The following is a 24486-nucleotide window of genomic DNA, read 5'->3' as shown; positions in this document are numbered from 1 at the left end:
AAAAAGATTCAGTCGTCTTGGAAAAACAGCTACGGTTTATCTCATACTTTCCATTTTTCTCTTCATCTTCTCTCGGGTCTATGTCAGCCTCAGCTACGGAGAAGTCTCCATTTTCATGAACACACTCTCGCTAGTACCCCTCATCGGAGGTGGTCTCCTAGTCGGTCTCCTCTACCTCCAGCCCACTCTTTCCAGACTCAGCTTTAACCTCTGGAACTCAGGGGTGGCTGTCCTGACAGCTGGCTTCCTCCTTCGAGGCATCATCAACCTCTCTGGTCGCTCTACTACATTAGATTGGCCCTACTGGGTGATTGGAGCAGGTTTCCTAGGCCTAGCCTTAGTCAGCATCGGCCTCTCCCTCTTTCGCTCAAAAAAGCCAACAGATAAAATGGTCAGGGTTTAATCCTGACTTTTTTACTGTCTTTTTTTGACAGAAAATTCAGAAGTTACTAATTATTTAATTCAATCCCTTTCCCTCCTGTCGATTTGTGCTATAATATAGGAAGAACTAGACTTTTATACTCAGAAAGGAACTCAGACATGACGGAACAAGAAACACTCAAGAGCCTCAGACACCGCTCTAATGTCTACGACAGCATGGTCAAATCCCCCAACCGCGCTATGCTCCGTGCCACAGGCATGAAAGATGAACATTTCGAACAACCCATTGTCGGTGTTATTTCGACTTGGGCTGAAAATACTCCCTGTAATATGCACCTCCATGATTTTGGAAAAATTGCAAAAGAAGGAGTCAAGGAGGCTGGAGCTTGGCCTGTCCAGTATGGAACCATCACGGTTGCGGACGGTATTGCCATGGGAACCCAAGGGATGCGCTTCTCTCTGACCTCTCGTGATATCATCGCAGACTCCATTGAAGCAGCCATGGGCGGCCACAATGTCGATGCCTTCGTGGCCATCGGGGGCTGTGATAAAAATATGCCCGGCTCCATGATTGCTATCGCCAATATGGATATTCCAGCCATTTTTGCTTATGGTGGAACCATTGCCCCAGGCAACTTGAATGGAAAAAATATCGACTTGGTCTCTGTCTTTGAGGGTATCGGTAAGTGGAATAATGGCGATTTGACAGAAGAAGAAGTTCGTGCCATCGAATGCAATGCCTGCCCTGGACCTGGCGGATGCGGCGGTATGTATACAGCCAACACCATGGCTACTGCTATCGAGGTGCTTGGTATGAGTTTGCCAGGTTCTTCCTCTCATCCTGCTGAATCTCCTGAGAAAAGAGCAGATATCGAGGAAGCTGGGCGCGCTGTTGTCAATATGTTGAAAATGGGACTTAAACCATCTGATATTTTGACCCGTGAAGCTTTTGAAGATGCCATTACCGTCACTATGGTACTTGGTGGTTCTACCAATGCTACTCTCCACCTTCTAGCCATTGCCCATGCAGCTAATGTGGATCTGACTCTGGAAGACTTCAATGACTTCCAAGAACGGGTTCCCCACTTGGCGGACTTAAAACCATCCGGCCAATATGTCTTCCAGGACCTTTACGAGGTCGGCGGCGTGCCAGCTGTTATGAAATACCTTCTGGCAAACGGCTTCCTGCACGGTGACCGCATGACCTGTACAGGAAAAACCGTGGCTGAAAACTTGGAAGCCTTTGCTGATTTGACCCCTGGCCAAAAGGTCATCATGCCCCTGGAAAATCCAAAACGGGCAGATGGTCCCCTCATTATCCTCAAAGGGAATTTGGCTCCCGAAGGTGCCGTGGCCAAGGTTTCAGGTGTGAAGGTCCGCAACCATACTGGACCAGCTAAGGTCTTTGATTCTGAAGAAGAAGCCATCGAAGCTGTCTTGACCGATGAAATCGTGGATGGCGATGTGGTCGTAGTTCGCTATGTCGGACCAAAGGGTGGTCCAGGTATGCCTGAAATGCTCTCCCTCTCCTCTATGATTGTCGGTAAGGGCCAGGGCGACAAGGTAGCCCTCCTGACAGACGGCCGCTTCTCAGGCGGAACCTATGGTCTGGTCGTTGGCCATATCGCCCCTGAAGCCCAGGATGGCGGACCAATCGCCTACCTGCGCACTGGCGATCAGGTCACTGTTGACCAAGATACCAAGGAAATCACCATGCATGTTTCGGATGAGGAAATCGAACGCCGTAAGGCTGAAACAGTGATTCCACCGCTATACAACCGTGGAGTCCTAGGTAAATATGCCCACACCGTATCCTCAGCATCCAAGGGTGCCGTGACCGACTTCTGGAACATGGACCGAAGCGGAAAGAAAAAATAATCACCAAAAAAGGTAGCAATCCCCGATTGCTACCTTTTTATCTAGGGCTAATACCCAATGTAATCCGACCGACACGGCTGATACGAGTCATCTTCCAAACGGGAGACCAGACCACTTCGACCTTGGCATCCGAAATACCTTCGATGGTCTTAAGGGCTGCGACCAAGTCCACCGGAAGCGTGTCCGCGCAGGAACAGCCAGCATCGGTAAAGGTCATGACCACCGTACAGAACCCTTGGTCGTCCAGGTTAATCTCATAGACCAAACCTAAATTATAAATATCTAGCTCAATCTCTGGGTCATAGACCGATTCCAAGACAGCAACCAGCTGATCTGATAAGGCTGCGGCCCGGTCATTGATTTTGATGTCTTCTCTCATTTGCTCTCTTCTCCAGTTACGATTTGTTTTGGGTCAATCCTATGGAGAATATTGTACCACAAAAATGAAAAATCTACCTGACTTTCCTCAGCTTTTCAAGGCCATCATAGCTAAATACTTCTGACAGTCGCCTCTTGGCCCGCCCCGATAGGGAAAACATATTTGTGGCCCTGGGTTAGGCTGTGGTAAAAGCCTCTTCCTTCATAAATCTGGAAAACCTGCATGCTGTCGCTGTCCACAGACTGATAGATATGTTCATAGTAGGGATTATCCGCAAAAACCTTTTTCAAATAATCCCTCTCCACCGGCCGAGCCAAGCCTTCGATTCGAACAACCTGAATCAAATAAGCCTCCTCTGACATGGCCGTCAAGGCAATTCGTTTATCCCTCATCAGCTGCCCATAAAAATGGGTATCTGGACTAGTCATGAAGAAAATCCCTTCTTCATTTGCCGCCGTAATGTGGGCATGACGGGCATGGGGATTGCCATCCGAGTCCACCGTCGCAAAGACACCAACCTTCATTTCCTCCAATAATTTCATTACATCTTTGATTTCCATAAGCCACCTCCTGAAAGGGTTTTCTCTTTCCTCTAGTATAACAAAAATATGCGAGGATGTTAAGAGGAAAAGAAGAGGACCATGACTGGCCTGCTGATTTTTCCCCTCATTTTTAGCCGAGGGGTCAAGTCATCCTTTCTTTCCCCCATTCTCTGTGGTAAAATAGGGAGCAAAGACAAGAAACAGGAGGCGCGTATGCCAACAGGGGTCATCATCAACTCACTTTCTATTCTTTTGGGCGGGCTGGCCGGAGGACTCTTTGGCCATACTTTGTCAGAACAAGTCAAGCAACAGCTCAATCTCATCTTTGGCCTTTGTGCCATGGGGATGGGGATTGCGGCTATCGGGCTGATGACCTATCTGCCGGCCGTTATTTTTTCACTGATTGTAGGAACCCTGGTCGGTCTAGGTCTCCACTTTGGCGATTGGGTCAATCAGGCTGCCAGTCATTTGGCAAAAAGGTTTCCAGTCCCCAATACTGGTCCATCTCAGGAAGATTTTTTGTCCAGCCTCCTAACCGTCATCGTCCTCTTTTGTGCCAGCGGTACCGGTATCTATGGGAGTTTGGATGCAGGGATGACCGGTGATGCCACCATCCTCATTTCAAAGTCTATCCTCGACTTTTTCACCGCGGCCATCTTTGCCTGCAATCTCGGCTATGTGGTCTCCGCTATCGCCCTGCCCCAATTCATCATCTTTTCCGCCCTCTTTTATTTGGCAGGCTTTATCGTTCCCCTGACCAGCCCTGAAATGATCGCAGACTTCAAGGCCTGTGGCGGCTTCATCATGCTGGCAACCGGCTTTCGCATGCTCCAGCTCAAGATGTTCCCCACCGCCGACATGATCCCAGCCATGGTCCTGGTCATGCCCCTCAGCTGGCTCTGGGCCAATATCATCCTGCCCCTGCTGTAAGAACAAACTCCCCTACCAATGAAAGTGGGGGAGTTTTTGGTAGGGAGAAGGCAGAAGATTGAAATCCTATTTAATGTTGCACACTCGGAAGGATGGATAATGATGGGAAGGATAGTTGGTGATTTGCGGAAGGATGTAGAGCAATGCCGTATTTCAACTTAGCAAAATTTTTTCTTTAATAATCACGAAAAAAGCACCCATGAGGGAAACTCTTGAGTGCTTTGAAACGTTGATATAATCGTATTGATTAACGTTTTGAGAATTTCGCTATTGAAAACAAAGAATTCTTAACCCTTACAAATCCCGTTATATCAACATTTACAAAAATGAAACTTCCATGAAAATGGACTAAAATCCACTGATTTGGATAAAATTGACACCAATTAACACCATAAAATAGACTAGTCAACCACTTCATTTGAGGTGGTTTTTACTTTGATTTTACAAAAGAAAATGCAAAATCTTTAATTCAAAATTGTCACCAACTTTCAATTTGATTGACCTCTTTCTTTTTATACTAGTTAACTCTAATCATGCTAACTTCTGTAAAAGTAGTCATCTTCTTTATATTGGATTAGAGATTGGCCTAATACTAACCTAGGCCTCATATAATTTGAAGAATCCTCAAATTCGGAAAAATCAGAAATTTTATGTCCCGCCTGCAATAAAAACATGTTACGCCTATCACCAAACTTTCCTCTAATATATAGAATAGGTAAACTCTCATTAACAGCTTTTCCAGTCACCAGCAATTTAGAGTTGTTAACTATTGTTTAAATTTATCTTTTAATAAATCATAAAGTGTTCGAAAATCATTTGGAATTGATGATTTTTTAATACTATGTACTTTCTTTATAGCATCTAGAAGTTTATTAACATCAGAAAAGTATTCTTTTACAAAGTCACTTTTTTACGGATTCTAAATTTATTTTATTTGCATGTCAGGTATCCATACGTTACAATTTATAAAAGCTAAACTCACTTTTGAGTTCCGAGCAGTTGTTGTTTGCTGATTCCGTGGCCAAAGGGATGGCATCATGAATCACCATATCTTATCACTGTTACTCAACATTCACGCTAATACTCACAATCTCCTTTGTCTGAGAGTTGAAAATCACAGAATAGGCATATACTTCGCCTTTTTCATGGAGACTGGTTTTAAGTGCAGAAACACTTACAATATTTTCAAAAGTTTCCTGCTGTTTTTCTTCGGAATCAAGTGATACAAATTCATTTTCCTTGATTTGTTTACCTACACTATAGGAAAAATCGCCTTCATCAAACGTTACATCGTACTCGCTGGAAATAATTTGATTTGCTGCTTTAATCACTTGCTTTTCCTCGTCAGAATAAGTTTCATTTTTCATTGAACATCCTGATAGCATACATAAGACCACAACTGCGGCAAACAATACGCTAAATATTCTCTTCATTCTTTTAACTCCTTTCATAATCCTGATACACTTTACGGAAAACAGCTTTTCGATAGGAAGCATCGATCCCAAAGTAAATTCCCGTCTGCAATACAAGCAGCACAACTGTACACCAGAAAGCTACCGGAATATTTGAAACAATCGCAAATCGTTCGCTAATAAAAATTCCAATCCAAAGGTAAATCAGAGCAACAAGGAAAGGAACCAACAAAATCAAGGATGTTACCTTGCGCAATGCAGAAGATAACTCTTTCTTGGACAACCCGATTTTTACAATTCCTTTGTACTTTTTGCATTCTGCATCCAACTCCGAATATAGTCTGGAGTATATAAAGCTTGCAACTGCAAGAATAAACGTGAAGCACAGCATACTGCCGATATATAACGTCAGATTGTTCTGCAGCTGGCTGGTGCGATAGTAGCTGTACGCAGTTATCACATTTGCATCTCTGTTTTCAATACTGGTTTTCAATGAGTTTTCAACCGCTTCGGGACTATGACTATTCATTTCCCAGTTATCATAAACAAATGCTGTGATAGTCTTGCTGTCCATCTGTGGCTTCAAAGCATCAAAAACTGAATCATTTACAATGCAAACATTGGTTGTGAAACCGGACAGCATAATGGTTGCTTCTGTATATCCTTCTACAGACAGATCAAAACGATTTTCATCCATAAAGGACTGAATATCTGACGGAATCTTTTTGACGGTTTCTCCTGCATTTCCAGCAACGAGAAAAACGCCGTCTTCTGAAACTGTCACTGTTTCTCTACCGAGAAACTTCATTATGATGTTGTAATCACTTGCAGACATCATCGCAGAACGGGTTGGGTTAGCCTTATTGTACCAAAGGTTAAATACAGCTTTTTGATAACCGGGCAAGTCTTGCAGTTCCTTTTCAATCACAGCCACGTCGCCGGCAACATCTGCATTTTCTGTCCAGGCATTATAACTTATAGCATAGGGCATGATCTTCTCCGTTTCTGTTTTCACATTTGTCGACATGGAAAACAGGAGGATGATGGAAAAGAATGAAATGGCATACAATACAGCGGAAATTGTCATTGTCTGCGCATTTGCTCTCAGTTTTGCTTTTTTATCGCTGCTATAAAGCAAACGTCCTCTTGCATGACTTTTTTTTGAAAGGGCAAGGGCCATACGCATTCCATAGGCAAACATCAAATAAGTTCCAGTGATAATGGTAAAAACCAACACCAAAGCAGTCACACTGTTGTCCTGAATCTGTTTAGCCATCTGTGTCCCGCTTGTAAAAAGCCAAACCATAAAACCAAATAAAACTAAAAATACAATAAGAAGGGGTAACAGTTTCTGTGGCTTTTCACCGGTTACTTCGGTTTTTAATAAACGTACCACCTCTTTCTTGCGAATCAGCCTTGGCGTAAAAAAAGCAATCGCTAAAAAGACAATTCCCAAGACAATAACAGTAGTAATGATTGCCTGAACAGGGAAATAGAAAGTAAAGTCGGATACGCCGATAACTTTATTTGCAATGTCCAAAAAGAATTTTGAAAACACAAATCCCAGCAAAATCCCCGTTACGATAGATGCAAATCCAACAATCATGTTTTCCAGAAACACAAGTTTGTTAACCTGCTTTTTTGATGCGCCCAAAATAGTGATCAAACCGAACTGGCGACTTCGAGCCTTCAGAAAACATCCCACAGAGTATGAAATAAAGCAAACGGAAAATCCAATGGAAATAAGCTCGCCTACTATAAGGATCAACCCCATGGTGCTGTCTCGGTCAATGATACTCATGGCCGGGTGAAACAACAGCACTGTGAACAGGAAAAATACAAATACAGAAAACACGCAGTTCACGAAGTAATAAATATAGTTTCTTCTGTCACGGCTGATATTGTTGCGGGCAAAGTCAAATAAGGTCATGCGGTTCACCTCCCAAAAGACTCATAGCATCCACAATCTCCTGTTGAAAAGTCCTTCGATTTCCATCGGAGACAATTTCCTGGTATAACTGTCCGTCTTTGATAATCAGGACGCGCTTGCAATAGCTCGCCACAAAAGAATCGTGCGTTACCATCAGGATAGTGGCATTTTTCGTTTCGTTGAGCATCCGGAATAATTCCATAACATCTTTCGTAGCCTTGGAATCGAGATTTCCGGTAGGTTCGTCTGCCAGAAGCAAAGACGGATTGGTTACAACGGCACGGGCAACCGCGGTACGCTGTGCCTGCCCTCCGGATATTTCAAAAGTGCGTTTGGAAAGGAGAGGCTCAATTCCTAAAAGTGCAGCAACCTCCGCGGTGCGCTTTTTAATCTCAGGAACAGGAACACCTTCCAATGTCAACGGCAGCATGATATTTTCGCCCACTGTCAAAGTATGCACCAAATTGAAGTCCTGAAATACAAAGCCCAAGGTATTCCGTCTAAAATGTGCCAGTTGGTCGTCATTCATTTCGTGGGGATCTTCACTATCAATGCAGACACTGCCGCTGGTAGGGTGATCGATGGTAGAAATCACATTTAAAAGAGTGCTTTTACCACTACCGGATGGTCCCATAATGGCGACAAATTCTCCTTTTTCAATACTAAAGTTAATATCATTCAAAGCGGTATATGGAACTTTTCCCTCATATACTTTACCAAGATGTTTTGTTGTTAAAATTGACATCTTTACAACCTCCTTCATTGTTCTGCATTTAGTATAGCTGATATCTCAAAAAATAAAAATCGAGAAAGATTACGGAACATGACAGTTTTGTAATCTTTCTCGAAATGCTATATTTCACTTTTTGCATGAAAATAAATAGTAAATGTACTTCCTTTTCCTAATTCTGACTGCACCATTATGGTATGTCCCAGATAATCCAGGCTTTGTTTTACCATATACAAGCCCAATCCGCTTGATTCTCCGCGCAGGCGTCCATTCTGTCCCGTAAAAAACAAATCAAAAATTCGATTGAAGTCACGAGGATCAATGCCACATCCTTCATCTTGGATACTCAATGAAGTACATTCTTCTGATCTGTCAGCACGGACGGTAATTTTCTTTCCTTCATCACTATATTTGATAGCATTGGTTAAGAGTTGGTACAACACGAAACGAAGCCATTTGGAATCGCTGTACACCACCAAATCATCTGCAATCTCAAGTTTTGGAAAAATTCCTTTTGTAATAAATGAGCTTTTTAACTCGTTGATACAATCTTTACACATACTGTGCAAATTCACTTTTTCGGAATGAAAATCATTTTTTATTGCATCAAGTTTATACATATTCAAAACCTGATCCAAATCATATTGTATTTGCGCCGCTGATTGTGTTATTTTACGAAAATCCGAATCGCCTTTTTTGTTTTCTGAAACCAGACGGATCACGGATAAAGGCATTTTTAATTGATGCACCCAGCGATAAATCATGATCTTACTCTGCTTTTGCTTGTCCTCCATACGAGCTAACCGGTTTAAATATAACCTGTGCTGTTCCTCAACTAACTTCCGATAGTGCTGTTCCTCGCGGCCTTTGGGTTCGCTGATTAGAAAATCCTCCAAGGTCTTGTTTTCATTACAAAGGATTTCATAAAAATCCCATGTGGAATATAGCCGGTAAAGCAAGAAGCACAATAAAATAAACAGAGATAAAAATACATAATACCACCATGTTCCTCCGGGATTTCCACTAATTAAAGTCAAATAAACAATCATAATGGAAACCGGCGCTGCTAAAAAAAGAAGAATTACCCATAGGTGATCCAAAACAAAACATTTTAAATGTTTTGCAAGTTTTTTATTTTTCATGACGTGAATCTCCTATGCGATAACCAACGCCTCTGACGGTTTTAACAGCAAGGGTGGAGCCAATGCGCTCTAATCGTTTGCGAATCCGGCTGATTGTCACATTCAAGGTGTTTTCTTCTACAAAACTCTCATCATCCCAAATTTCATTCAGCAGTTCCTCACGGCTTACAATATTCGGATAATTCTGAAACATCACCCGGATCACACCTGCTTCTGTTTTGGATAGTTCCGTCATATGTCCATGACAAGACAATGTTAATTTGCTTTTTGAAAAAAATACAATCTTCACATTGTAATTCATCTGCGTTGAAACTTGAATACTCTCCATATGTGCGGCGGAGGACGGCGGAAATTTTTGCTGTGACCACTTCAAAAGAAAATGGCTTTGTAATATAATCATCCCCTCCGTTCATAATGGCATGAACTTGATCGGAGTCTGTATTTCTGGCAGAAAGAAATATAATCGGACAAGGACTGATACTTCTGATCTTATTACACCAATAGAAACCGTTATAGACAGGAAGATTGATGTCCAGCAAAACCAGATGGGGATTTTCCAGCTTGAATTCCTCAATTACATTTTTTAAATCTTTACAGCAATAGACTAAAAAACCGAACCGTTGTAAATGGTCTGAGAGAAGTCCGGCAATATCATGGTCATCTTCTATAATCATAATTTTATAATCCATATTTATCTCCTTTTCCCGTCTAAAAATTTAACAACGAAATAACCGTACCCGCCAACCAAAGAAGAAATAACACGATAGGCACTGCTTTATATTTGAGAATAATTGCGATATACTCTCTGATAAACGCATTCGGCCAATAATAAAAAGCTGTTTTGCACCCAACACCATCCGCTTTTAATCCAACCTGTTTTGCATATGTCCCAGTTCGAAAAACATGATAATCATTTGTTACAAAAATCACACGGTACTGGGACATCATCTGATCCATAATTTTTTTTGAGAACATCATGTTCTCAAGAGTTGTGGTGGACTGATCTTCCATGATAATGTTATGCTCAGAGATTCCTTTTTCCAGAAGATAATTTTTCATGGCTTCGGCTTCAGATATATTTTCATCACTGCCCTGGCCGCCTGAAACTATAATTTTTGCTTTTCTCCCGGAACTCTCAAATACCTCAATTCCCTTATTCAATCTTCCAGCCAGCAGAGGGGAGACCCTTTCGCCGTTAAGCAGCCCAGCACCATGTACGATAATAAAATCACAGTTTTTGTTTTTCGGCAAAAGGTGGTAGAGCTGTGAGTAAATGAAGAGTGCTGAAAAAGTAAAAATAACATACATCGCGATGAGGGCAATCAATACAACCATTGACATCGTAATAGTCGATAAATTTTTAGCTGAAATCGTTACTGCCACAGCAACGAATGCGCCCCAAATTCCAACTCCAAACGCAATAGATAAACTGTGTGCCAAACTGAAACGTTCTCTTTTTATTGCAATCACTCCTGCATAGATAAAGACAAAGGAAATAAACAGTAAAATCAACGGGATGACTGTATACAGAACTATATTAAGTAAAGTATTAACTATTGTCCCATTTGTAGCATAAGCCACTGCAACAAATAGCGATGCTAAGCTCAATGCAAGAAAGATTGAATTTCTGAAAGCACGTTTTTCCCTCAAAAATGAACCTATAAATATAGCCGTAAAAGCCCCAAATATAATCCAATATATCATTTTCTATTCCTCCGAATGCCAATTACATTTATATCGCTGATCAAGGGGCTTCTGTGTTTGTTTGGGTATTAGCCAAATACGATTTAAATGCACTACACCTTTGATACGGTTTTCTTTACAAAGTTTCTGCACTCGTCGTTCTGACAAGCCCCATAGTTTTGCTGCGTCTTGTACAGTCATATACTCGAACATTGCCGTCCTCCTTAATCCATCTACTTATATTATAGACGGTTAGCCGAATAATATCAAGTTTTTTAGTAAGATACAATACCGGCAAGCAACTTTATTATGCGAGCAATCTTCGCGAGCAGGTTTTGCGCGGTTCGCAAAACATCGGTTCGTTAGAACCGACTGCAAGGAAAAAAGAAAGCATCGAGCTTTCTTTTTGGGCTGCAAGCCTACGTGTTTAGCGTGAGTAAACTATCGTTACTCACGCTAAACACGTATCTCATCAAAAATGAGATTATCTCAATAATAACATCAGTAGAATAAATAAAAATAGGCAGAAAATATCGAAATCTCCTGCCCTTTACTTATTCCACTGACTTCTTTACTATTCCACTTTTTGAGAAAAAATGGATGGTTATATTCGTCCATAAACATAAACTAAGCGGCAGTTTTAAGTTAGCCATCTTTTACGACTGAATCGGTTACTTTACTGGCTCATCTTTCATAGAAAAATGGATTTCTCTATGAACCAACAAGTCAAGTTTTCATGGTTTTCTTTAGTATTCCAACATTACTGAAAATATGGATTATTCTAAAAGTCCATATCGCAAATCAAAGTGGGCTACTCTAATACACCATTATTTCTATCATAATGGACCTCTATTCAAATCCACTTTTTAAGAAAACTTAGACTTCTTTACTATTCCACATTTAGCGATAAAATGGGAAACTCTACTTAACCATCTTTTAGCTAGTAATGGACTAGTTTCACTATCAATTGATTCGTTAAGGTAATGGATTTTTGAAAAGTCATCTTTTACCTTTTTAAGTTATACTATTTCCTTTCTACAGAATTGGCATGTCGAATACTTTTCAGCTTCTTATCTATTCACAGAAAAATATTTCTGTGTTTTTTTGATTTTGAAAATGTGGCATAGTAATATCGTAAAAATTGAATGACTAGAGCTAAACACTATCTGGTGTTTTTTCAACATCAGATAGACAGGAGGAAATAGTGCGATTTCATATTCGTAAGGTTCAATTATTTCAAAAATAATGACTCAGTTATTCAACTAACAAAATATAGAAAGGAGTTTTTAGGCCGTAGGTCCAGATAAAGTAACAAAGATATAGTCACAATCAAATTGAAATATTATTAAATAAATTCTGCATCATAAAGGAGGAAATATTACTGAGTCCATAGTTATAATCCAGTTTTACGAATAGCGAAACCAAAGCAAGAAATCGTTCAAATCGAAAAAATACAAAAAATAAACGTTATAAAGCGTTTCAATTATTCAAGCTCTAGAATCCAAATTGAGCATTGGAGTAGTCTTCTCCAATCAAAAAAACATAAAGAACACCTGCCGCAGCAGGAAGACACTGTTTTCGGAAGTATCGCGTTAATCGAAAACACCTCAACCATTGGTACAAAAAAGAAAGGAGTCAGTTATGACTAAAAATAAAAAAAGACGATCACGTTCAGATCGTAGAAAAATGAAAAAACATGCGATAGAAAAACAAAACAAAGCGCTAAAAACACCAGAAGGCCGACTTCAGTTTGTCAATTCTCAAGGAGTTTCAAGTTTAAAGAAACGATTCAAAAAAGGAAAAGGCATTAAGCGTAAAGAGGCCAAAGAAACAGGAGATGACATTGAGTTAATCCACACTCATCGTACACTCCATAACTATTCGGGTTCATGGCATTGTTTTGCAAAATGGGTTTCAATTCACATTTCACCAGAACAGTTAATGGTATTAGGTAATGTTGAAAAAGATACGGAAGGTTGGATAGAACTTATCAATCAATACTTACAATATTGTATAGAGATTGGTTTAAGTCCATATACACAAGCAACCTACAAAGCAGCATTGGCCAAAGTTCTCGGAGTTTCCTCAACTAATTTTATCGCTACACAACCACGTACACGTGCAAATCGCATGAACAATCGTGTATTACATACAGACTATCGTTTATCTAACAAAAATAACGACTACTGGCATAAAGTAGTTGCCTCAACAGGCTTACGTAAAAGTGAACTGATCCACGTCACTGGTGACGCTATGCAACGTGGCCGTGATGGCCGTTGGTATTTAAATTTAGACGGCCATAAGCATCACACAAAAGGACGCAGAGATCGCTGGTCTCCAATCATGGCCACTAGTCAAGAGGAGGAAGAGTGGTTAGTCGCTATTTTCCAACGAGCAGGAGAAAAGAGAGTCTTTCATGTTCCCAAAGATTTAATTCTCGACGATTTTGATGGAAAGAAAGTTCCCACTGCATTAAAGCCACATAAGTATCGTGCTGAGTATGCAGAGCGTGTTTATCGCAGTGTAGCACGCGAAATTTCCAAGATTAGAAATCGTAAAGAAGTTATCCATCTGCGTAAAGAGTTAGTTGGCATCTCACTCGACAGAAAAGCTTGTAAAATTGTGACAAAGGCTCTGGGACACAATAGACCAGAGGAATTTCCTCGTTCCTATGCTTATATATTATTGAAACGCTAGGTAACATTGCACATTTTTCAAAAATCTAGCCTCAATTCATTACACATGTGGCATAATACTTGTATCTAGAAAATGAAAGGAATTCTATATGTTACCTCAAAATAATTCTCCTCTTCTGTTAAATCGACAACAAGCAGCGGAACTACTTGGAATAGATCCTAAATCATTTGATAAGTACATCAGAAGTCACCCAGACTTTCAATGCTTTATGGTAGGAAAACAAGAGCGCTATTTGAAGTCAAAACTGATTAAATTTATTGAAAGCCACTGCGATTGACGGATAATGATTGATAAAATTAGATTTTTCATATATCCTATATGTGACTAGTCTATTTTATCAATCATTTTTTATAGAAAGGCTGATAAAATGGCAACAATAACAAAACGTGGTAACTCTTACCGTGCAACTGTATCACTTTATAAGAAAGGACAATATAAACGAGAAACCAAAACCTTTAGCAACAGAAAAGATGCTGAGCTTTGGACATTAGAAATGGAACTTGAAAAAGGTCGTGGCAAGAACATTGCCGAACGATCCACCTTATTTCCTGATTTTTATAGAAATTGGGTCCATACGGTCAAGAAAAATGATGTTCGCGAAGCCACCTTTATAAACTATAAACGAACTCTCGTAGTAGTTGATGACCTTTTTGATGGTATTCAACTTAAACACCTTGACGATCTCGTCATGCAAAAGAAAATCGACCAATATGCTGAAACCCACTCTAAAAAAACAGTAAAAGAACTTGTTCTTAAAATCCGTGGTTCATTGAAATATGCGTATGCTCGTGGTTTGATTAGCAATGACTTTGGTCATCTTTTAAAAGCAAAAGGGCAAGAACAAGCTAAACGAAATATTCCACTATCTATCACAGAATTTAAAAAACTCAGACAATACTGCCTAAGTCATACTGAGGATGAATTTAATGTTCTTGTTGCTCTCGCCCTTGAGACAGGAGCAAGGCGTGGAGAACTTTTAGGAATTAAAAAAGAAGATATTTTTGAATATGGTATCAAAATTCTTCGATCAATTAGTCCAACTAATGACGATACCCAGCTTAAAACCAAACATTCAAAGCGTGATATTTCCATCAACGAAGATGTTTATCAAGCTGTGACAAAACTTGCACAAACAAAAGAAGGCTATATCTTTGATTGGAATGGATTCAAGCAAGCTGGTCAACTTCAAAAGCTGTTAAAACAGTTGGGATTAACAAAAACGACATTTCATGGACTTCGTGACACGCATGCCTCATTTCTCTTTTCAAAAGATATTAGCCTAGACTATATTTCTCGTCGTCTAGGTCATAACTCAATCTTAACAACACAACAGTATTATCTAGAATTGATGCCAGAAAAAAAGCACCAGCAAGATGCCGATGCTTTAAGTCTCTTAAACGACTTATCACTATAATTAACACCAACTGACACCAAAAAGGTGCCACAATCGTTGGTATAATAAGGTTTTGATTAACGTTTTGAGAACTGGCTAGCTTTACGTGCTTTCTTAAGACCTGGTTTCTTACGTTCAACCATACGGGCGTCACGTGTGAGGAGACCTGCGCGTTTGAGGGAGTCGCGGAAGTCTGGGTCTACTTGAAGAAGGGCGCGTGCGATACCGTGACGGATAGCGCCTGATTGACCAGCGTAACCACCACCGACAACGTTAACGAAAACGTCGTATGAACCTTGAGTTGAAGTAACTGCGAAAGGTTGGTTGATGACCAAACGGAGGTCAGCGTGTGGGATGTACTCTTCTACATCTTTTTTGTTTACAGTGATTTTACCAGTACCTGGAACCAAACGAACGCGTGCAACAGCGTTCTTACGACGGCCAGTACCTGCATATTGTGCTTGTGCCATTATTGAATGCTCCTTTCTCTTAGATCAATCCTGAAATGTCCAGTACTTCTGGTTGTTGTGCAGCGTGTGTGTGCTCGCTACCGACAAATACCTTCAATTTCATGCCTTGTGCGCGTCCAAGAGTGTTGTGTGGAAGCATACCCTTAACTGATTTTTCGATCAAACGCACTGCGTTCTTAGAACGCAATTCACCTGCAGAGATTTGTTTCAATCCGCCTGGGTGGTTTGAGTGAGTGTAGTAGATCTTATCAGTTGCTTTTTTACCAGTCAATTTCACTTTTTCAGCATTGATAACAATCACGAAGTCACCTGTATCAGTGTGCGGTGTGAAAGTTGGTTTGTTTTTTCCGCGAAGTACGCTAGCAACTACTGCAGAAAGACGTCCAAGAGGTACATCAGTAGCGTCCACTACGTACCATTTGCGTTCAACTTGGCCAGGTTTAGCCATAAAAGTTGTTTTGTTCATGATTTCTCCTATACGAATTCGTTGATGTTTACAGTGTGGATGTTCCGGTCCACGAGTTATTTGAAGGGTTCCGGGGCCTTTCAAATGGGGTAAACAATACCGTCTTCTATCATACCAAAAAAACAAGCCCATCGTCAAGCGATTTGAGCCTGTTTTTTCTTTTTATTTTCTTGGGGAAAGGCAGAGCTGGTTGGGTATTCGCTTTCTTTTCGCTGATAGGGGATGGCCAGCCTATCTTGAGCCCTTTAGTCCGCATTCAAAAAGGCTTTGTAGAGAAAAGCCAGTCCAGCAATTAAGAATATACCTGCCCAAAGCCATTCTTCTTGCATGGCGGAGACGGCAGCACCTATGATAGAACAGGCACCGACAGCTCCACGAAAGAGTTTTCTAGACATATAAATTCCTCCTTTATGATGGAATTAGTCTTCCCAGAACAAATCATCCAGGGTCTTATCCAGGGCCTTACAAATAGCGATGCAGAGGTTGATGGTCGGATTGTAATCCCCCTTTTCCACTGCTGCGATGGTCTGCCTGGAGACACCCACCAAGTCAGCCAAGGCCTGCTGGGACAGATCCTTGCCTGCACGCGCAGCCTTCAACTTGAGATTTTTCATTCTTCAACCTCGTGCTTCTCTTTCCAGGTCATATAGGCTGTCATCAATAAGATAATACCAAAAGTAAAGGCAAACAGGGCGCAAGTGGCATTTTGAGCTGTCAGATAAAGCTGACCATGACGAAGAAAATCACCATCCCTCCACTGAAGAATCGCAACTACAAGCTGTAAAAAGAAGGTGAGACCGTAAAGCACCACAAAGGATTTCTTTTTTCTGGGTGCAAAATAGGCATCGTAGTAGATACTTGAGACGGCAAATACCCCAACCAATAGAAAGAGAGTTGCCACTCCGACAAAGGATAGAGACAGATATTTTGCCAAACTGTCACCCTCGATAAAAATGAAGATATTGAAAACGATAGCCATCCAAGCGGCATTCGCATAGGCTTTTTGACGATAGAGAATCTGCCGTTCATCAAATTGTTCACCGCTATGTCGATCTGCAAAGCGTTTTAAAATAATAAGAGCAATGACAACAGCTGAAAATGATACTAATTTAGGGAGTGAATGTAACATGTTCTTCTCCTCTGATAATGAGAGTTACTTTTTTCACCTTTAGTATACTCTTTAGATGGCATTTTGTCAAGTATATTTAACATAAAGTCACTTATAACAAACAAAAACCACCCTTTACAGGATGGCATGATTGTTATCGAGCTTGATTGCCGATGACGAAGACCGCAAGGGTTCCAGGGCCGACGTGGGTAGAAATGACTGGGCCGAGGGGCATGATGAGGACCTGGTCAATGGCCGGATCTTCTAGGAGGCTGTCCTTGAGTGCTTGGGCACCGTCTAGGTCAGTCGAGTAGGCCACGATGGCAGTGGAGTGGGCCAGGTCTTGGCTGGCTAATTGCAGCATTTCCCGCATCCCTTTTTTGCGGCCCCGAACCTTGGCGATAGGAACCAACTTCCCATCTGCTTCAATCCAGAGCAGGGGTTTGATGTTCACGAGACTGCCGATGATGGCAGAGCCCTTGGATAGGCGGCCGCCCCGCATGAGATGGTAGAGGTCATCTACCAAGAAGTAGGTCCGCAAGCGAGGCAAAATATCCTCAATCACGACCTTGGTTTCTTCCAGACTTTGCCCTTGGTCTCGGGCCTCTACGGCCAAGATGGACAAGTAGCCCTCTCCTCCTGCCGCTGCCAGAGTATCGACAATCTCGATGGTGGCTTCTGGAAATTCCTCCAAAATCATCTCCCGCGCCATGACCGCGCTCTGATAGGTCCCTGACAAGACGGAAGAAAAGGCCAGATAGAGGACTGCTTCTCCAGCTTCCGCATGGCGACGAAAGGCCTCTTCAAATTGGCCCACATTGATCTGGCTGGTGGTTGGCTTACTGCCATTTTTCATCCGCTCCAGCAGAAGGTCTGAGGTCAGGCGGTTTTCACCAACGGTCTCATAGACCTGACCATCCAGGGTGATGTGGAGGCCAAGAATTTCAAGATCGTGGTCCTTAGCCCAGCTTTCATCCAAATCAGCAGTGGAGTCTGTTATCAATTTAAAGGTCATGTTTTCTCTCTTTCATAGGTGATTTCTTAATCTGTCTTAGTATAGCAAAAAATCTCAATTTAGCAAATTTGACTACAAATCTTCCATCAGTTTTTTCAGCTCTTGGGACTGTCCTTGAGTCCAGGGTGTCAGGCGAGGGGTAAGGAGGTCTGTTTCTTCTAAGAAGCCATCCAAGTTCTTTTTAACGGCCAGGACTTCTTTTTCCAGCTCTCTGGCCGACAGGCGCAGGGCCCCTTGGGCAAAGACCACCCACTGCTCATTGAGGTCACTGGTGGCGACATAGACCAGCTTGGTCCCCTGATTGAGCTGGGCACTGAGGGCTTCGATATAGCTGTCTGCGGTCTCTTCTTCTTGGGTAAAAACAACCGTGACATTGTAGGCATCATAACGCTGGCGCAGGCCTGGAACATGCTGGGCATCAAAAACACAGATAACCCGAATTTGTTCAAAGGAGGCGTAGTTGGACAGCTTATCCAGTAAAATGGAGCGAGCCTCATCAAGCTTTCCTTGGCGAAAGGCCAGTTTGGTGGACTGCCAGAAGGCAATCATGTTGTAGCCGTCTACGATGAGAACTTTTTCCTTCATCTAGATCTTCTTCCGAAATACTTCATACATGAGGACAGCTGCGGCCACACTGGCGTTGAGGGACTGGACATGGCCCTTCATAGGGATGGTAATCATCTCATCTACCTGCTTTTTGATATTGCTGCAACTGCCCTCATCTTCGTTGCTGATAATGATGGCCAGTTTGCCAGCTGTAATCCACTTGTGGCTGGGGGTACCGTTCATGTCTGTGCCAAATATCCAGAAACCGGCCTCCTTGAGCTTGTCCAGGGTCTGGCTGAGATTGGTCACACGGGCAATGGGCACATGGGCCACCGCACCTGTGGAGGTCTTGGCCACAACGGGCGTTACGCCAACTGCTCGGTGCTTGGGAATAATAATGCCCGCCACCTGAGTGGCATCAGCGGTCCGTAAAATCGAGCCAAAGTTGTGGGGGTCTGTCAGTCCGTCCAAGATGAGGATGAGAGGATTCTCTTCTGCCTCCGCCTTTTCCAAAATGACCGACAGGTCCGCATAAGCAAACTCGGACACCCGTAGGACAAAGCCTTGGTGGACCGCACCGTCTGTCATGTCAGACAAGGTCTTCTTAGGCGTCCAGGAAATGGAGACCTTTTTCTCCGCCGCCAGGGCCTTGATTTTTTCGACGTTTTTTCCCCGCAAATCGTTCTGGATGTAGAGTTTGTTGCCGGTGTTGGCCTGAAGGGCTTCTTTTACAGCATGGACCCCGTAAACCATGTCCATCTGTTCTGTTTTTTCACAATACTTCTTCTCTTTCATAGAGCTATTATAGCATGAAATAAGGGCAATTGAGCAAATTACCTGTTTCTTACATCCAAATAAAAAAGGAGAAGCCCCTTGGCCTCTCCAAAATAATGCTTATCTTAGTCGCTCAGTTTAAGCTTTTTGAGAATGACGATAAAGCACACTTGCTACTCCAGAAACTACTAACAGAGCAAAACCTATCAGCATTGTTGCTAGACCATTTTTTTCACCGGTTCGCGGCAATACATTTCTCTTATTCCCTGATGTTGAAGATATTGGATTAGCACTTGTTGTTTTTGGTGGTTCATTAGTAGAAGTTGTGGTTGGATCAACTGCTGTAGTGGTGGTCGATGCTACAGTAGTCACACTTGTAGTCGGCTCAACTACTGTAGTGGATGTCGATGCAACAGTAGTCACACTTGTAGTCGGCTCAACAACTGTAGTGGACATCGGTGCAACAGTGGTCACACTTGTGGTCGGCTCAACTGTTGTAGTGGACGTCGGTGCAACAGTAGTCACGCTTGTAGTCGGCTCAACTGTTGTAGTAGTTGTCGATGCTACAGTGGTCACACTTGTAGTCGGCTCAACAACTGTAGTGGTGGTCGGTGCAACAGTGGTCACACTTGTGGTCGGCTCAACTGTTGTAGTGGACGTCGGTGCAACAGTAGTCACGCTTGTAGTCGGCTCAACTGTTGTAGTAGTTGTCGTTGTAGAAGTTGTCGGCGGCTCAACTGTTGTAGTGGTGGTCGTTGTAGAAGTCGTCGGCGGCTCAACTGTTGTAGTAGTGGTCGTTGTAGAAGTCGTCGGCGGCTCAACTGTTGTAGTGGTGGTCGTTGTAGAAGTTGTCGGCGGCTCAACTGTTGTAGCGGTGGTCGTTGTAGAAGTTGTCGTCGGAGCCACCGTAGTAGTGGTCGTACTAGTTGTGGTGGTAGTGGTAGTGGTAGTGGTCGTTACATACTCATTTTCGATAGTTGCATCTGGAGAATAGGAAACTGATGCAACATAGGCACCGTCCTTTTCTGTCACTTCGATGGTGGCTGTAATGACTTTATCACTGTATGTTACCCGTGGGAGACTACCCTTGACTTCTGAAATTTGATAAGTATAGGTACCTGGCTGATTAAAACTGATTTCGTCAAATGCAACAACTCCTGTTGCATCATTCGTCTTAGTTTGTAAGACTGCGCCATTAGAATCTGTCAATTCAAAGCTAAACTCTCCATCCTGAAGTGCACGGCCTACTAGGGACTTGGTAATTTGAAGATTGACCTTGACTGGGTCAATTTTAGTATTCTTAATTACACGAAAAGTTCCTGTTGATCCGATTCTAACCTTAATAGGATCTGTCAATAACTTATAACCAGACGGCGCTGTCATTTCTGTGATTGTAAACTCTCCCTGGGCTATTTCAGCTGATGAAAATGCCTCTGAATAGGTCCGGCCATTGGAATCTGTCGGTGGTAAAAGAATCTCTCTTCCACTAGGAGTCGTCAACTTGAAGATAGCACCTGCCAATGTTGCTCCTGTCTCCGCGTCTTGTTTATAAATAACGAGACGGTTAGCTGTGTCTAGTACTATTGTCCCTCCTTCAGATATCCGACTAGAGCGATCGGCCTGATAAAAGAGCTGCTGGTTATCTGTTCGATAAGTGATTGGTATATCATTGTTAGATGCAGAAATAATATTCCCAACCATCGAGCCATCTGCAGGTGAGGTCGTATCATAAAGAACTTGAAAAGCTGCTGGTAACCCGTTGCCTGCGATAAAGGAAGACGGCTGAAGAATGGTTAGTTTGTATTCTGTATATGCTGAATTATATTCAACAATATAATCCCTTCCTGCCACTAAAGAGGCTGAAGCGACAAAAGCAAAACTAGTTGGACTGTAATATCCAGCATTAACTTTGAGAGTTGACGGGATAAACTGCATTGGACCGCCAGTCTCGGAAATTTTATCATTCATGACAAGTGGTGTACTGTAAGTAGCCTGTCTCGTATTTAGACGGACATGCCATGGATGAACATAAGTTCCTGATTTACCAAGTTCAACAGAATTGTAAGGCTTTTTCGTCAAAACACCACTAATTTTAGCATAATTCTCCACACCAATGACACCAGAATAGTCGACAGGTGGTGCGGCAGCTGCAGAAAATTTATGCGTAATGGTTGTAGCAGTTTCTGAAGATGGATATGTCCAGGTCTGATTTGTTACTTCCTGAGCCACAAAGAAGTCCACAAAAAATGTCCCTTTGACTCCTTGCACCTGGTCACCGCCCGTTGCCGCTAGATAGGCAGAAAGATTTTGCAACGTGATGGTAACTTTACCCCCTTGACTAGGGCCATTGGAAGACACTACTGCTGTTCCTACTTGAATATTGGTAACACCATCGATGAGTTTTATCGTGGCTCCGTTTTGAACCGTTGCTGGCGCAGGAATGGTAAGAGTAAAGAAATCTCCATCGTTCAGCTGTCCATCATATTTTGATAAATCGAAATTAGTCTCAAATCGGTAGGGGGTGTTTATTCTCAGGGCATAGGTATCCCCGATTTTAGAGGCTTCACGGCCATTATTCACGTCATAGAGCTTGATATTTGTAATAACATTTGTTAATTCATTTGCTTTTACAGCCGATGTTGTAGCGACTGAGACAAATAAAAAGCCCAACAAAGCAATAAAAAAAGATAGATGTTTCTTCATTCAAAATAGTCTCCTAAAATTGTCAACCCAATAATCTCATATCCTTCCTGTCTTGTCAAGAATTTCCTCCGATAATTATGCTCCTACCAAATCAGAGCTTTTGGATAAAATCGGCTTGTCGTATGTTATTTTTAGTGGACATTTTTATATTCTAGTGGTAGAATATAAATAACCTAGTACTAGAATAAAAATAAAAGGAGGGATGTCCTATGATTTCCCCAAATGAACACCTCATTCTCGGTATCCTGACGGAAGGGCCCCAACATGGCTACCGGATTGAGCAAATCATCAACGAACGAGGAATGAGAAAGTGGACGGAGCTTGGCTTCTCTTCCATTTACTACATTCTGGAAAAACTGGAGAAAAAGGGATTGGTCGCTAGCAAGCCTAGTCGAGGAAAGGAGAAAAAAGAATATCAAATCAGCCAGCTGGGCTTGGAAGAATTAAGGAAGGCAAGTCTAGAACGATTGAGCCAGCCAAAACCTACCCACTCTCAATTGATGACTGGGCTGGCAACCAGCTTTCTTTTAGATCAAAAGGAGCTACTGCAAACCTTGTCCCTTAGAAAAAAACAACTGGAACTGGACCTCCTCTCCATGTTAGAGGAAGAAAAACAGATTCCTGACCAAAACCCTGTTGCCAACAAACTATTTCGCCTCGGCCAAACCATGCTGGAAGCAGAGCTATCCTGGCTGAATCAGGAAATCAAAGACTTAAAAGGAGGTAGCAACGATGGCCTTTGATGTTAAAAAAGAGTTGAAAGAATTTTACCAACCCAAGACGAAACCTAGCATTGTCACCCTTCCCAAGGCCAACTATCTGGCCGTTCGGGGCACTGGTGACCCCAACCAAGAAAAAAGTGCCTACAAAGAATCCATCGAATTACTCTACGGGGTGGCCTATACCCTAAAAATGAGCTACAAAACCGACTACAAGATAGAGGGTTTCTATGATTATGTCGTTCCGCCTTTGGAAGGCTTTTGGTGGCAGGAGGGCCTAAGAGGGGTCGACTATGGTCATAAGGAGCATTTCTCTTTTATCTCCATCATCCGTCTCCCTGATTTTGTAACTAAAACGGATGTTGACTGGGCCATCAAAACAGCTGGAAGAAAGAAAAAGCGCGATTTTTCCAAGGTGGAATGGATGACTTATGACGAAGGTCTCTGTGTTCAATGTCTCCATATCGGACCCTATGATGAGGAACCCAAAACAGTAGCCCTCATGCACCAATTTTTGGAGGAAGAGGGCTATGAACTGGATATCACCGATGAGCGTATGCACCACGAAATCTACTTGAGCGACGTCCGAAAAACAGCACCAGAAAATTTAAAAACAGTCCTTCGCCACCCTATTAAAGTGAAAAAATAAATTCTTGTTTTTGACAGTCTTCTCTATCTGTGGTATGCTTGCTACATAAAAATGTCCGTACAAATCGGATCAATAAAGGAGAAATAATGACCATTATTTTAGGAATTGTGGCAGGCTTGATTGCCTTTGCCATCGGTGGTTTGTGGTATGGTTTGATTTTCCGTGATGCTTGGATTCAGGCTTCCGGAATCGATATGGAGCAGGTTGAAGCAGGCCGTCAGGAAGGGCAAAAGGGGCAAAATGAAATGGTGCTTTCTTTTGCGATTGAGGTGGTAACTGCCATTGCCCTGATGATTTTTATCCAGACCCTGGGAGTTTCACCCCTTCATGCGGCAGGTGGCATGGGAGTATTTGCTGTCTTGTCTTCTCTTAAAAATTATATCTTTGAGCAACGTCCAGTTCAACTCATAGTCATCAATGAAAGTTACAAGTTGATTTGCTACTTGGTGGTAGGAATCTTGGCCCTCTTTGCATAATGGATTTTCCTTCTCAGTCAATGAGAAGGTTTTTTGTTACAATAGAGAAAAGACTTTGGCAGCTTCTATTTATCCGCTTTCAGTGCTTTGTCTTTGTCCTCTTTCGCCAGCTGTTTGAGCTGGTAATAGTAGGTGGCACGAGCTAACTGAGCTGTTGTAAGAAGAAGGTCTAGTCGGAAGCCTCCATTGACCATTTCTCTAACTGTCTCTGCCTTTCGCGCGCTAAGGCTTCGTCCCTCAGGCGCAATTCCCTCAACTTTTTTAGATAGGCATTCTCCGTTCTAAGCCGTTCATTTTCTTCCTGGAGTCGCTCCAACTCCGTCATCTCTTCCCAGGTCTTCTTTGGTTTACGCCCCATTTTTGGTGGCCTCCCTCTTGTTTTCTCAAGAATAGTATACCCGTTTTTCTTGTATTGTGCTATCCAGTTTGGAAGAGTTCCTTGATTTGGTAGAGCGTACTCAAG

General features: G+C 42.3%; 28 protein-coding genes and 1 pseudogene. 9 read left to right on the top strand and 20 right to left on the bottom strand.

Annotation, left to right across the window (positions count from 1 at the left end):
• The first annotated feature begins 115 nt into the window (after positions 1 to 115).
• A complete protein-coding gene (locus ACEYCN_RS06470; RefSeq protein ID WP_373713471.1) occupies positions 116 to 403 on the top strand; it encodes a hypothetical protein in 288 nt (95 codons plus the stop codon).
• Positions 404 to 540: 137 nt separating this feature from the next.
• Positions 541 to 2259: a dihydroxy-acid dehydratase gene (gene ilvD / locus ACEYCN_RS06465; RefSeq protein ID WP_373713470.1), complete on the top strand. Its 1719-nt coding sequence runs from the start codon at positions 541 to 543 to the stop codon at positions 2257 to 2259.
• 37 nt (positions 2260 to 2296) lie between these two features.
• Here the strand turns inward: ilvD and ACEYCN_RS06460 are convergent, their stop codons facing one another.
• On the bottom strand, positions 2297 to 2638 hold the full coding sequence (locus ACEYCN_RS06460; RefSeq protein ID WP_373713469.1) for a metal-sulfur cluster assembly factor: 342 nt from the start codon (positions 2636 to 2638) through the stop codon (positions 2297 to 2299).
• A gap of 110 nt (positions 2639 to 2748) precedes the next feature.
• The gene (locus tag ACEYCN_RS06455) at positions 2749 to 3198 is read right to left on the bottom strand and encodes a pyridoxamine 5'-phosphate oxidase family protein (RefSeq protein WP_373713468.1); all 450 of its coding nucleotides are present in this window, start codon (positions 3196 to 3198) and stop codon (positions 2749 to 2751) included.
• A 195-nt stretch (positions 3199 to 3393) separates the two neighbouring features.
• Here ACEYCN_RS06455 and ACEYCN_RS06450 point away from each other — a divergent pair, with 195 nt between their 5' ends.
• The gene (locus ACEYCN_RS06450) at positions 3394 to 4110 is read left to right on the top strand and encodes a DUF554 domain-containing protein (protein WP_373713497.1); all 717 of its coding nucleotides are present in this window, start codon (positions 3394 to 3396) and stop codon (positions 4108 to 4110) included.
• Between the two features lie 1061 nt (positions 4111 to 5171).
• Here the strand turns inward: ACEYCN_RS06450 and ACEYCN_RS06445 are convergent.
• The 8 genes from ACEYCN_RS06445 to ACEYCN_RS06410 all read right to left on the bottom strand — a co-directional run bounded on the left by ACEYCN_RS06445 (position 5172) and on the right by ACEYCN_RS06410 (position 11208).
• Positions 5172 to 5543 carry a hypothetical protein gene (locus ACEYCN_RS06445; RefSeq protein ID WP_024390393.1) on the bottom strand — a complete coding sequence of 124 codons (372 nt, stop codon included), beginning with the start codon at positions 5541 to 5543 and terminating at the stop codon, positions 5172 to 5174.
• A gap of 4 nt (positions 5544 to 5547) precedes the next feature.
• Entirely contained in the window at positions 5548 to 7452 is a 1905-nt protein-coding gene (locus ACEYCN_RS06440; RefSeq protein ID WP_373713467.1) for an FtsX-like permease family protein, read from the bottom strand.
• The gene (locus tag ACEYCN_RS06435) at positions 7439 to 8191 is read right to left on the bottom strand and encodes an ABC transporter ATP-binding protein (protein ID WP_314733854.1); all 753 of its coding nucleotides are present in this window, start codon (positions 8189 to 8191) and stop codon (positions 7439 to 7441) included. The genes ACEYCN_RS06440 and ACEYCN_RS06435 overlap by 14 nt, the downstream gene beginning before the upstream one ends.
• A gap of 113 nt (positions 8192 to 8304) precedes the next feature.
• Entirely contained in the window at positions 8305 to 9324 is a 1020-nt protein-coding gene (locus ACEYCN_RS06430; RefSeq protein ID WP_044761539.1) for a HAMP domain-containing sensor histidine kinase, read from the bottom strand.
• On the bottom strand, positions 9314 to 9517 hold the full coding sequence (locus ACEYCN_RS06425) for a winged helix-turn-helix domain-containing protein (RefSeq protein ID WP_373713466.1): 204 nt from the start codon (positions 9515 to 9517) through the stop codon (positions 9314 to 9316). The genes ACEYCN_RS06430 and ACEYCN_RS06425 overlap by 11 nt, the downstream gene beginning before the upstream one ends.
• Positions 9483 to 10013, bottom strand: a complete 531-nt coding sequence (locus ACEYCN_RS06420) for a response regulator transcription factor (protein ID WP_373713465.1) — start codon at positions 10011 to 10013, stop codon at positions 9483 to 9485. Before ACEYCN_RS06420 ends, ACEYCN_RS06425 begins: the two co-directional genes overlap by 35 nt.
• 19 nt (positions 10014 to 10032) lie before the next feature.
• Positions 10033 to 11028: a YdcF family protein gene (locus ACEYCN_RS06415; RefSeq protein ID WP_373713464.1), complete on the bottom strand. Its 996-nt coding sequence runs from the start codon at positions 11026 to 11028 to the stop codon at positions 10033 to 10035.
• 3 nt (positions 11029 to 11031) lie between these two features.
• Positions 11032 to 11208: a helix-turn-helix domain-containing protein gene (locus ACEYCN_RS06410; protein ID WP_238145985.1), complete on the bottom strand. Its 177-nt coding sequence runs from the start codon at positions 11206 to 11208 to the stop codon at positions 11032 to 11034.
• A gap of 1440 nt (positions 11209 to 12648) precedes the next feature.
• On the opposite strand from ACEYCN_RS06410, the gene ACEYCN_RS06405 reads away from it, so the two are divergent.
• The 3 genes from ACEYCN_RS06405 (at position 12649) to ACEYCN_RS06395 (ending at position 15118) form a co-directional block, all read left to right on the top strand.
• Entirely contained in the window at positions 12649 to 13704 is a 1056-nt protein-coding gene (locus tag ACEYCN_RS06405) for a hypothetical protein (RefSeq protein WP_238145984.1), read from the top strand.
• An 88-nt stretch (positions 13705 to 13792) separates the two neighbouring features.
• Entirely contained in the window at positions 13793 to 13981 is a 189-nt protein-coding gene (locus ACEYCN_RS06400; RefSeq protein ID WP_024417107.1) for a helix-turn-helix domain-containing protein, read from the top strand.
• A gap of 90 nt (positions 13982 to 14071) precedes the next feature.
• Positions 14072 to 15118: a site-specific integrase gene (locus tag ACEYCN_RS06395; protein ID WP_044670748.1), complete on the top strand. Its 1047-nt coding sequence runs from the start codon at positions 14072 to 14074 to the stop codon at positions 15116 to 15118.
• 56 nt (positions 15119 to 15174) lie between these two features.
• Here ACEYCN_RS06395 and rpsI read toward each other — a convergent pair whose 3' ends face one another.
• The 9 genes from rpsI to ACEYCN_RS06350 all read right to left on the bottom strand — a co-directional run bounded on the left by rpsI (position 15175) and on the right by ACEYCN_RS06350 (position 22179).
• On the bottom strand, positions 15175 to 15567 hold the full coding sequence (gene rpsI, locus ACEYCN_RS06390) for a 30S ribosomal protein S9 (RefSeq protein WP_018164140.1): 393 nt from the start codon (positions 15565 to 15567) through the stop codon (positions 15175 to 15177).
• Positions 15568 to 15586: 19 nt separating this feature from the next.
• Positions 15587 to 16033, bottom strand: coding sequence for a 50S ribosomal protein L13 (rplM, locus tag ACEYCN_RS06385; RefSeq protein WP_088783520.1), 447 nt, complete (start codon positions 16031 to 16033; stop codon positions 15587 to 15589).
• A gap of 245 nt (positions 16034 to 16278) precedes the next feature.
• Positions 16279 to 16428, bottom strand: a complete 150-nt coding sequence (locus tag ACEYCN_RS06380; RefSeq protein WP_373713463.1) for a hypothetical protein — start codon at positions 16426 to 16428, stop codon at positions 16279 to 16281.
• Positions 16429 to 16452: 24 nt separating this feature from the next.
• Positions 16453 to 16647, bottom strand: coding sequence for a helix-turn-helix transcriptional regulator (locus tag ACEYCN_RS06375; RefSeq protein ID WP_373713462.1), 195 nt, complete (start codon positions 16645 to 16647; stop codon positions 16453 to 16455).
• On the bottom strand, positions 16644 to 17162 hold the full coding sequence (locus tag ACEYCN_RS06370; protein WP_373713461.1) for a hypothetical protein: 519 nt from the start codon (positions 17160 to 17162) through the stop codon (positions 16644 to 16646). The genes ACEYCN_RS06375 and ACEYCN_RS06370 overlap by 4 nt, the downstream gene beginning before the upstream one ends.
• 133 nt (positions 17163 to 17295) lie before the next feature.
• Positions 17296 to 18156, bottom strand: coding sequence for a DegV family protein (locus ACEYCN_RS06365; protein WP_373713460.1), 861 nt, complete (start codon positions 18154 to 18156; stop codon positions 17296 to 17298).
• Between the two features lie 72 nt (positions 18157 to 18228).
• The gene (locus ACEYCN_RS06360) at positions 18229 to 18741 is read right to left on the bottom strand and encodes an NYN domain-containing protein (RefSeq protein WP_373713459.1); all 513 of its coding nucleotides are present in this window, start codon (positions 18739 to 18741) and stop codon (positions 18229 to 18231) included.
• Positions 18742 to 19497, bottom strand: a complete 756-nt coding sequence (gene rlmB / locus ACEYCN_RS06355; protein ID WP_373713458.1) for a 23S rRNA (guanosine(2251)-2'-O)-methyltransferase RlmB — start codon at positions 19495 to 19497, stop codon at positions 18742 to 18744.
• 117 nt (positions 19498 to 19614) lie between these two features.
• Positions 19615 to 22179: a Spy0128 family protein gene (locus ACEYCN_RS06350; RefSeq protein ID WP_373713457.1), complete on the bottom strand. Its 2565-nt coding sequence runs from the start codon at positions 22177 to 22179 to the stop codon at positions 19615 to 19617.
• Between the two features lie 209 nt (positions 22180 to 22388).
• Between ACEYCN_RS06350 and ACEYCN_RS06345 the strand changes: the two genes are divergently transcribed.
• The 3 genes from ACEYCN_RS06345 to ACEYCN_RS06335 all read left to right on the top strand — a co-directional run bounded on the left by ACEYCN_RS06345 (position 22389) and on the right by ACEYCN_RS06335 (position 24023).
• Positions 22389 to 22922, top strand: a complete 534-nt coding sequence (locus tag ACEYCN_RS06345) for a PadR family transcriptional regulator (RefSeq protein WP_373713456.1) — start codon at positions 22389 to 22391, stop codon at positions 22920 to 22922.
• The gene (locus ACEYCN_RS06340) at positions 22912 to 23547 is read left to right on the top strand and encodes a GyrI-like domain-containing protein (RefSeq protein WP_373713455.1); all 636 of its coding nucleotides are present in this window, start codon (positions 22912 to 22914) and stop codon (positions 23545 to 23547) included. Before ACEYCN_RS06345 ends, ACEYCN_RS06340 begins: the two co-directional genes overlap by 11 nt.
• Before the next feature lie 86 nt (positions 23548 to 23633).
• Entirely contained in the window at positions 23634 to 24023 is a 390-nt protein-coding gene (locus ACEYCN_RS06335; protein ID WP_373713454.1) for a DUF1761 domain-containing protein, read from the top strand.
• A 71-nt stretch (positions 24024 to 24094) separates the two neighbouring features.
• Here ACEYCN_RS06335 and ACEYCN_RS06330 read toward each other — a convergent pair.
• Positions 24095 to 24486: pseudogene (locus ACEYCN_RS06330) on the bottom strand (IS3 family transposase); the annotation flags it as partial.

The sequence above is a fragment of the Streptococcus sp. genome (assembly GCF_041802885.1).
GTDB lineage: Bacteria > Bacillota > Bacilli > Lactobacillales > Streptococcaceae > Streptococcus.
The sequence above is the reverse complement of the archived record's forward strand: the minus strand, read 5'-3'. Positions and strand labels throughout refer to the sequence as shown.

What these genes read in the sequence shown, in the direction of transcription:
- ACEYCN_RS06470 (WP_373713471.1), top strand. Translation starts at nt 116, where the DNA reads ATGAACACACTCTCGCTAGTACCCCTCATCGGAGGTGGTCTCCTAGTC.
- ilvD (WP_373713470.1), top strand. Translation starts at nt 541, where the DNA reads ATGACGGAACAAGAAACACTCAAGAGCCTCAGACACCGCTCTAATGTC.
- ACEYCN_RS06460 (WP_373713469.1), bottom strand. Translation starts at nt 2,638, where the DNA reads ATGAGAGAAGACATCAAAATCAATGACCGGGCCGCAGCCTTATCAGAT.
- ACEYCN_RS06455 (WP_373713468.1), bottom strand. Translation starts at nt 3,198, where the DNA reads ATGGAAATCAAAGATGTAATGAAATTATTGGAGGAAATGAAGGTTGGT.
- ACEYCN_RS06450 (WP_373713497.1), top strand. Translation starts at nt 3,394, where the DNA reads ATGCCAACAGGGGTCATCATCAACTCACTTTCTATTCTTTTGGGCGGG.
- ACEYCN_RS06445 (WP_024390393.1), bottom strand. Translation starts at nt 5,543, where the DNA reads ATGAAGAGAATATTTAGCGTATTGTTTGCCGCAGTTGTGGTCTTATGT.
- ACEYCN_RS06440 (WP_373713467.1), bottom strand. Translation starts at nt 7,452, where the DNA reads ATGACCTTATTTGACTTTGCCCGCAACAATATCAGCCGTGACAGAAGA.
- ACEYCN_RS06430 (WP_044761539.1), bottom strand. Translation starts at nt 9,324, where the DNA reads ATGAAAAATAAAAAACTTGCAAAACATTTAAAATGTTTTGTTTTGGAT.
- ACEYCN_RS06425 (WP_373713466.1), bottom strand. Translation starts at nt 9,517, where the DNA reads ATGTTTCAGAATTATCCGAATATTGTAAGCCGTGAGGAACTGCTGAAT.
- ACEYCN_RS06420 (WP_373713465.1), bottom strand. Translation starts at nt 10,013, where the DNA reads ATGGATTATAAAATTATGATTATAGAAGATGACCATGATATTGCCGGA.
- ACEYCN_RS06415 (WP_373713464.1), bottom strand. Translation starts at nt 11,028, where the DNA reads ATGATATATTGGATTATATTTGGGGCTTTTACGGCTATATTTATAGGT.
- ACEYCN_RS06410 (WP_238145985.1), bottom strand. Translation starts at nt 11,208, where the DNA reads ATGACTGTACAAGACGCAGCAAAACTATGGGGCTTGTCAGAACGACGA.
- ACEYCN_RS06405 (WP_238145984.1), top strand. Translation starts at nt 12,649, where the DNA reads ATGACTAAAAATAAAAAAAGACGATCACGTTCAGATCGTAGAAAAATG.
- ACEYCN_RS06400 (WP_024417107.1), top strand. Translation starts at nt 13,793, where the DNA reads ATGTTACCTCAAAATAATTCTCCTCTTCTGTTAAATCGACAACAAGCA.
- ACEYCN_RS06395 (WP_044670748.1), top strand. Translation starts at nt 14,072, where the DNA reads ATGGCAACAATAACAAAACGTGGTAACTCTTACCGTGCAACTGTATCA.
- rpsI (WP_018164140.1), bottom strand. Translation starts at nt 15,567, where the DNA reads ATGGCACAAGCACAATATGCAGGTACTGGCCGTCGTAAGAACGCTGTT.
- rplM (WP_088783520.1), bottom strand. Translation starts at nt 16,033, where the DNA reads ATGAACAAAACAACTTTTATGGCTAAACCTGGCCAAGTTGAACGCAAA.
- ACEYCN_RS06380 (WP_373713463.1), bottom strand. Translation starts at nt 16,428, where the DNA reads ATGTCTAGAAAACTCTTTCGTGGAGCTGTCGGTGCCTGTTCTATCATA.
- ACEYCN_RS06375 (WP_373713462.1), bottom strand. Translation starts at nt 16,647, where the DNA reads ATGAAAAATCTCAAGTTGAAGGCTGCGCGTGCAGGCAAGGATCTGTCC.
- ACEYCN_RS06370 (WP_373713461.1), bottom strand. Translation starts at nt 17,162, where the DNA reads ATGTTACATTCACTCCCTAAATTAGTATCATTTTCAGCTGTTGTCATT.
- ACEYCN_RS06365 (WP_373713460.1), bottom strand. Translation starts at nt 18,156, where the DNA reads ATGACCTTTAAATTGATAACAGACTCCACTGCTGATTTGGATGAAAGC.
- ACEYCN_RS06360 (WP_373713459.1), bottom strand. Translation starts at nt 18,741, where the DNA reads ATGAAGGAAAAAGTTCTCATCGTAGACGGCTACAACATGATTGCCTTC.
- rlmB (WP_373713458.1), bottom strand. Translation starts at nt 19,497, where the DNA reads ATGAAAGAGAAGAAGTATTGTGAAAAAACAGAACAGATGGACATGGTT.
- ACEYCN_RS06350 (WP_373713457.1), bottom strand. Translation starts at nt 22,179, where the DNA reads ATGAAGAAACATCTATCTTTTTTTATTGCTTTGTTGGGCTTTTTATTT.
- ACEYCN_RS06345 (WP_373713456.1), top strand. Translation starts at nt 22,389, where the DNA reads ATGATTTCCCCAAATGAACACCTCATTCTCGGTATCCTGACGGAAGGG.
- ACEYCN_RS06340 (WP_373713455.1), top strand. Translation starts at nt 22,912, where the DNA reads ATGGCCTTTGATGTTAAAAAAGAGTTGAAAGAATTTTACCAACCCAAG.
- ACEYCN_RS06335 (WP_373713454.1), top strand. Translation starts at nt 23,634, where the DNA reads ATGACCATTATTTTAGGAATTGTGGCAGGCTTGATTGCCTTTGCCATC.